The organism is Actinomadura sp. KC345 (genome assembly GCF_004348515.1).
Taxonomy (GTDB): domain Bacteria; phylum Actinomycetota; class Actinomycetes; order Streptosporangiales; family Streptosporangiaceae; genus Spirillospora.
Genome location: NZ_SMKH01000383.1, coordinates 1 through 6,152, shown reverse-complemented (window position 1 = coordinate 6,152; position 6,152 = coordinate 1). Strand labels below are relative to the sequence as shown.

Genomic DNA, 6,152 nt, shown 5'->3' with positions numbered 1-6,152 from the left:
TGCTCGGGCTGCGGGGGCGGGGCCTCGGGAACCGTCGGGACGATGCGCTGCACCGGCTCGGGTTCCGCGGGGAGCTTGTTGAACCACCAGAGCGCGAACGAGACCGCGAACAGCACCGCGAGGATGCCGATCAGCTGGAGCACGGCCCTGCGGTGGCTCGGCTCGCGGCCACGGCGCCGCCGGAGAAGGGAGCCGCCGCCGCCGGTCCGCCGGGCGCGCCTGGCGGCGCGGCGCATCCGCCGCTGCTCGCGCCTGCTCGGCGGCCGGAGCCGCTCGTCGGCGCTCGGCTCGGTGAACGTGGCGCCCCTGATGAAGTCGTCGTCGAACACGGGCTCGTCGAAGTCTGCGGCCATGGCGGTCTCTCCGGCGCCGGGGGCGGTCCGCCACCAGGCTAGTCGACGGCCCGCGCGATCCACCCACCCGAGCGGGGGAGATCGCGGGCGGCGTCCTACTCCGTGGGACGGTCCTTCAACGAAATCTAGAACCGGTTACAGTTGAATGCGAATCGCGTTCTAGAAGGAGACCATATGGGTACCCCGGTGATCGTCGAGGCGGTGCGCACGCCGCTCGGAAAGCGCAACGGCTGGCTGGCGGGCCTGAAGGCCCAGGCCGTCCTGGCGCACGCGCTGGACGCCGCCGTCGGGCGCGCTGGGATCGACGCCGCCGAGGTCGAGCAGGTCTTCGCGGGCTGCGTGACGCAGGCGGGCGAGCAGGGCGGGCACGTCGGCCGGTACGCCTGGCTGTACGCGGGACTGCCCTGGCAGACCGGGGTCACCACGATCGACGCCCAGTGCGGGTCGGCGCAGCAGGCCGTCCACCTCGCCGCGTCGCAGATCGCCGCCGGAGTCGTGGACGTCGCGATCGGCTGCGGCGTCGAGGTGATGAGCCGCGCGCCGCTCGGCAGCAACGTCCTGCCCGCGAACCCGCGGCCGGACGACTGGTCGATCGACATGCCGAACCAGTTCGAGGCCGCCGAGCGGATCGCCGCCCGCCGCGGGATCACCCGCGGCGACCTGGACGCGTTCGGCGCCCGCTCGCAGCAGCTCGGCGCCAAGGCGTGGGCGGACGGGCGCTTCGACCGCGAGATCGCCCCCATCACGGCGCCCGTCCTGGACGCGGAGGGCAACGTCACCGGCGAGACCCGCGAGGTCACCCGCGACCAGGGCCTGCGCGAGACCACCGCCGACGGCCTCGCCAAGCTCAAGCCGGTCCTCGGCCCCGAGGGGCTGCACACGGCGGGCACCTCGTCGCAGATCTCCGACGGCGCCGCCGCCGTCCTGCTGATGTCGGAGGAGAAGGCGAAGGCCCTCGGCCTGCGTCCCCGCGCCCGCATCAGGACCCAGGCGCTGGTCGGCTCGGAGCCGTACTACCATCTGGACGGCCCGGTCCAGTCGACCGAGCGCGTCCTCCAGAAGTCCGGCATGACGATGAACGACATCGACATCACGGAGATCAACGAGGCTTTCGCGTCGATCGTGCTGTCCTGGGCGTCGGTCCACAAGCCGGACATGGACCGGGTCAACGTCAACGGCGGCGCGATCGCGATCGGCCACCCGGTCGGCGCGACCGGATCGCGGCTGATCACGACGGCCCTGCACGAGCTGGAGCGCCGCGACGCCGGGACGGCCCTGGTCACCATGTGCTGCGGCGGTGCCCTGTCCACCGCGACCATCCTCGAACGGATCTGAACGGACTCCCCACGGGCCCCGGCCTCGACGGCCGGGGCCCTCACAGGCGCGAAAGGCGGTCTCCTTGCAGCCGGAACCCGAAGATCTGGGCGGAGGGCTCTGGAGCGTTCCAGTCCCCATCCCGGACAATCCACTCGCCTACACGCTCGTGTACGCGCTGGAGAGCCCCAAGGGCCCCGTCCTGATCGACGCGGGCTGGCAGCACGAGGACGCGTGGGCGGCCCTCCGCGGCGGTCTCGGCACGTTCGGGATCGACGTCGCCGACGTGCACGGCGTGGTCGTCACGCACTTCCACCCCGACCACGCGGGACTGGCCGGGCGCGTCCGCGAGACGTCCGGCGCCTGGATCGCGATGCACCACGCGGACGCCGAGTTCATCCGGATGTTCCACACCACCGACCGGGCCCAGCGGAGCTCCATGGAGCTGGCCTCCCTGCGCCGCGCCGGGGCGTCGGACGCGGAGCTGACCGAACCGGCCGACGGCGGCCGGGTCGATCCGCCCGCCATCCCGGACCGCGAGCTGTCCGACCGCGAGCTCGTGGACCTGCCCGGCCGCAGCCTGCGCACCATCTGGACGCCGGGCCACTCCCCCGGGCACATCTGCCTGCACCTTGAGGACGGCGACCGCATCTTCACCGGCGACCACGTGCTGCCGCGCATCACCCCGCACGTCGGCCTCTACCCCTACGACATCCCGGACGTCGACCCCCTCGGCCAGTTCCTCGGCTCGCTCGACAAGGTCTCCGCGATGTCGGTGGACGAGGTCCTTCCGGCCCACCAGTACCGCTTCAACGGCCTGTCCGGCCGCGCTCAGGAGATCATCGACCACCACGAGGAACGGCTCGCCGAGGTGGCCGCCCTCCTGTCGTCGCGTCCGACCACCCTGTGGGAGGTCACGGCGGGGCTGACCTGGCGCCACGCCTGGGCCGACATGGCGCAGGGCTCCCGCCGCATGGCCGCCGCCGAGGCCGCCGCCCACATCCGGACCCTGGAGACGAGGGGGGTCGCCCGCCGCGAGGGAACGGACGACCCCCTCCGCTACGTGCTCCGCTGACCCACGTTGACATGCGGCGTGTTGTTGTTTTCCGGGCCGCTATAACAACACGCCGCAACTCAACGGATCGGGGCGAGGGAGAGGCGGGGCCAGGCGGCGGTGTCGCGCTGGAGCTGCCGGTCGTGGGTCGCCAGCACCACGGCCGCCGCGGTGGCGTGCAGAGCCTCGGTCAGCTCGTCCACCAGGGCGATCGACAGGTGGTTGGTCGGCTCGTCCAGCAGCAGGACGTGCGGACGGGCCGCCAGCGCCATCGCCAGGTCGAGGCGGCGCTGCTGTCCCATCGACAGCTCGCCCACCGGCCTGGCGAGGTCGGCGGACGACAGCAGGCCCAGCGCGGAGAGCGAGACCGCCTCGTCCTCGCCGAGGAGGCCTGAGGTGATCAGGCGCCCCACATGCGCGGCGAACACGTCGTGGGCGCGCCGGCCGTCCGCATGCGGCGATTCCTGGGCGAGCAGCTGCACCCGCGCCTTCCGGGCCCGCCGCGCCGTCCCGCTCGTCGGGGCCAGGTCGCCCGCGAGCACCGCGAGGAGCGTCGACTTCCCCGCTCCGTTCGGGCCGGTGACGACCAGGCGCGACCCCGACTCCACGGACACCGACACTTCCTGGTGAAGCCGGGACTCCACGCGCACGCCGTCGGCGCTCAGCAGCGAGACCCCGGGACGGGCGGGCAGGTCCGGCACCCTGAAGCGCTGCGGCGGCACCGGCGCGGTCACCGCGTGCCTCTCCAGGTCGTCGCGGCGCCGGTGCACGGCCCGGACGACGCCCGGAGCGCGGGTGGCGCGCTGGTGCTTCCCGGTCCCCTTGTCCGGCCGCCAGCCGGTCACGAGCCGGTTCTGGGCCTCGGACAGATCGCGGGTCAGCCGCGCATGCTCGGCGCGCTGCTGCTCGTACTCCTGCTCCCACCGCTGGAGTTCCGCCTCGCGGCCCTCCCGGTAGCCGGCGAACCCGTCCCCGTAGACGTTCGGCCGCCCGTCGCGGCTCGGATCGAGGTCGAGGATCGTCGTCGCGACGTCCGACAGCAGCGCCCGGTCGTGGCTGACGACCACGACGCCGCCGGGATGGGCCCGCAGCCTCGCGGTGAGGAACTCCAGGCCGGCCGCGTCCAGGTGGTTCGTCGGCTCGTCCAAGAGCAGGAAGTCGTGCTCGGCGCCGAGCAGGCACGCGAGCCGGACCCGGTAGCGCTGCCCGACCGACAGCTCGGACAGCCGCCTGCTCCGGTCGGTGACCGCGCCCAGGTTCTCCAGGGCGAGATCGACGCGCCGGTCGGCGTCCCAGGCGTCGAGGGCCTCCGCCGCGTCCAGCGCGGTGGCGTAGTCCTGCTCCGCGCCGGGCCGTCCCTCCGCCAGGGCTTGCGTGGCGCCGTCGAACGCCTTCAGCGCCGCGCGGGCGCCCGCGAGTTCCAGATCGATGGCCTCGCCGACCGTGGCGTCCGTTGCGGTCGTCAGCCGGTCGTAGGAGAGGGCCTGCTCGGCGATCCCGAACGTCCCGACGAGCTGGACGTCCCCCTCATCGGGGACCAGCGCCCCGCTCAGGACGTGGAGCAGGGTCGTCTTTCCGCGGCCGTTCTCTCCGACGACGCCCCAGCGCGCTTGCGGGGAGACCGTCAGGTCCACGCCGTCGAGGACGGTGCGCCCGCCGCGGACGACCCGGACGTTCTCGGCGGTGAGCTGCGCGCGGGCACGTGCGGGCAGGGTGATGGAGATGGTCATTCTTCCTCCGGACGGAGGCGCGCACGTGGAGACACGTGAAAAAGGGGCGCGCCTTCGGGCTGGCTCAGGGCAGCTTCAGACCGCCCGCGGCTCGCTCGGTGCGAGGACGGGCCGTCCAGAGTGGGATCAGAGGAAGAACAGCCGTGGCATGCCGATCAGGCTACAAGCCGCGCCCAGGCGTCCCGCAAACCGTTTTCCGCCCCCGGCCCCGGTCCCGGAGGTGCGGCGCCGCCGCGGGCCGGTGAGGCGGGAGTGGCGTGCGATGCGCGTCACTCCGGCGGGCTGGACTCTTGATGAGACTGGAGTCTCATGTTAGAACGTGTTCTAAGTCCGCGGGCCCCAAGCAAGCGCTCAGTTTGAGGCCCGTCCCACGCCGTCGACCTCGAGTTCACTCTCCGCACGAAGGGTCTTGCCCATGGCACTTGAGACATCCATCGCCTCGGCCACCCGGACGTTCCGCGCTCCCGAGATCGACATCATCGACCCCGGCGTGTACGAGCGCGGAGGCATCCCGCACCAGCAGTTCGCGTGGCTGCGCGACAACGACCCCGTCCACTGGCACCAGGACCCGAACGACGGGGTCCCGGGTTTCTGGGCGGTGACGCGCCACGAGGACGTCGTCCAGGTGTCCCGGCGCGCCGATCCCTACTCGTCCCAGGCCCGGACGGCGATGTTCGAGGAGTTCACCGACGAGGACATCGCCCTCTACGGGCAGATGATGCTGTTCCAGGACCCCCCGGACCACACGAAGCTGCGCTCCATGGTGAACAAGGGCTTCACCCCGCGCATGATCGGCCGCCTGCAGGACCACATCCGGGAAATCTGCCACGAGCTGATCGACAAGGCGGCTCCCATGGGCGAGTGTGACTTCGTGGAGTACTTCGCCGCGCCGCTGCCCCTCTACACGATCTGCGAGCTGCTCGGCGCGCCGCTCGAGGACCGCCGGAAGATCTTCGAGTGGTCCAACAAGCTGGTGGCGTTCAACGACCCGGAGTACATCGGGGACCGGACCGAGTCGCAGATGTGCGCGGCCGAGTTCGCCGGCTGGGCCGGGGAGCTGGCGCGCAGCCGGGAGTCCACGCCGCGCGACGACATCGTGACCAAGCTGCTCACCCCGGACGCGGACGGCTCGCGGATCAGCGAGGAGGAGTTCCAGCTCTTCGTGATCATGCTGTCGATCGCCGGGAACGAGACGACGCGGACGGCGACGGCGGGCGGCATGCAGGCGTTCTTCGAGCGGCCCGATCAGTGGGAGCGGCTGAAGGCCGACCGGAGCCTGCTGCCGACCGCGGTGGAGGAGATCGTCCGCTGGGTCAGCCCGATCAACCAGTTCCGCCGGACCGCCCTCACCGACGTCGAGCTGGGCGGCAAGGAGATCAAGGCGGGCGACAAGGTCGTCCTGTTCTACGGGTCGGCCAACCGCGACGAGCGGGTGTTCGAGGACCCGTTCGCGTTCGACGTGGGCCGCGACCCCAACCCGCACATCGGGTTCGGCGGCGGCGGGCCCCACTTCTGCCTGGGCACCCATCTGGCCCGGATGAACCTGAAGATCATCTTCGAGACCATCCTGGACCGGATGCCCGATATCGCACCGGCCGGCGAACCCCGCCGGCTCCGGTCGAACTTCGTCAACGGGCTGAAGGAGCTGCCGGTGCGCTTCACCCCGTCCTGACCCGAGGAGGTTCCGGTGACCGCCACCCC

5 protein-coding genes are annotated in these 6,152 nt (G+C 72.0%); 3 read left to right on the top strand and 2 right to left on the bottom strand.

What is annotated here, in order from left to right:
• Nucleotides 1-353 (bottom strand): hypothetical protein (locus E1281_RS36005; protein WP_207943702.1); only part of this gene is annotated, 353 nt, incomplete at its 3' end.
• A gap of 174 nt (nucleotides 354-527) precedes the next feature.
• Between E1281_RS36005 and E1281_RS36000 the strand changes: the two genes are divergently transcribed.
• Nucleotides 528-1,688: a steroid 3-ketoacyl-CoA thiolase gene (locus E1281_RS36000; protein WP_131884177.1), complete on the top strand. Its 1,161-nt coding sequence runs from the start codon at nucleotides 528-530 to the stop codon at nucleotides 1,686-1,688.
• A gap of 64 nt (nucleotides 1,689-1,752) precedes the next feature.
• The gene (locus E1281_RS35995) at nucleotides 1,753-2,742 is read left to right on the top strand and encodes an MBL fold metallo-hydrolase (protein ID WP_131884176.1); all 990 of its coding nucleotides are present in this window, start codon (nucleotides 1,753-1,755) and stop codon (nucleotides 2,740-2,742) included.
• Between the two features lie 59 nt (nucleotides 2,743-2,801).
• On the opposite strand, the gene E1281_RS35990 is transcribed toward E1281_RS35995, so the two are convergent.
• Entirely contained in the window at nucleotides 2,802-4,451 is a 1,650-nt protein-coding gene (locus tag E1281_RS35990) for an ABC-F family ATP-binding cassette domain-containing protein (RefSeq protein ID WP_131884175.1), read from the bottom strand.
• A gap of 415 nt (nucleotides 4,452-4,866) precedes the next feature.
• Here E1281_RS35990 and E1281_RS35985 point away from each other — a divergent pair, with 415 nt between their 5' ends.
• Nucleotides 4,867-6,123, top strand: coding sequence for a cytochrome P450 (locus tag E1281_RS35985; RefSeq protein WP_131884174.1), 1,257 nt, complete (start codon nucleotides 4,867-4,869; stop codon nucleotides 6,121-6,123).
• Nucleotides 6,124-6,152: the final 29 nt, after the last annotated feature.

Bases quoted from the DNA above. Each gene is read 5' to 3' on its own strand.
- E1281_RS35985 (WP_131884174.1), top strand. From the start codon at position 4,867: ATGGCACTTGAGACATCCATCGCCTCGGCCACCCGGACGTTCCGCGCT.
- E1281_RS35990 (WP_131884175.1), bottom strand. From the start codon at position 4,451: ATGACCATCTCCATCACCCTGCCCGCACGTGCCCGCGCGCAGCTCACC.
- E1281_RS36000 (WP_131884177.1), top strand. From the start codon at position 528: ATGGGTACCCCGGTGATCGTCGAGGCGGTGCGCACGCCGCTCGGAAAG.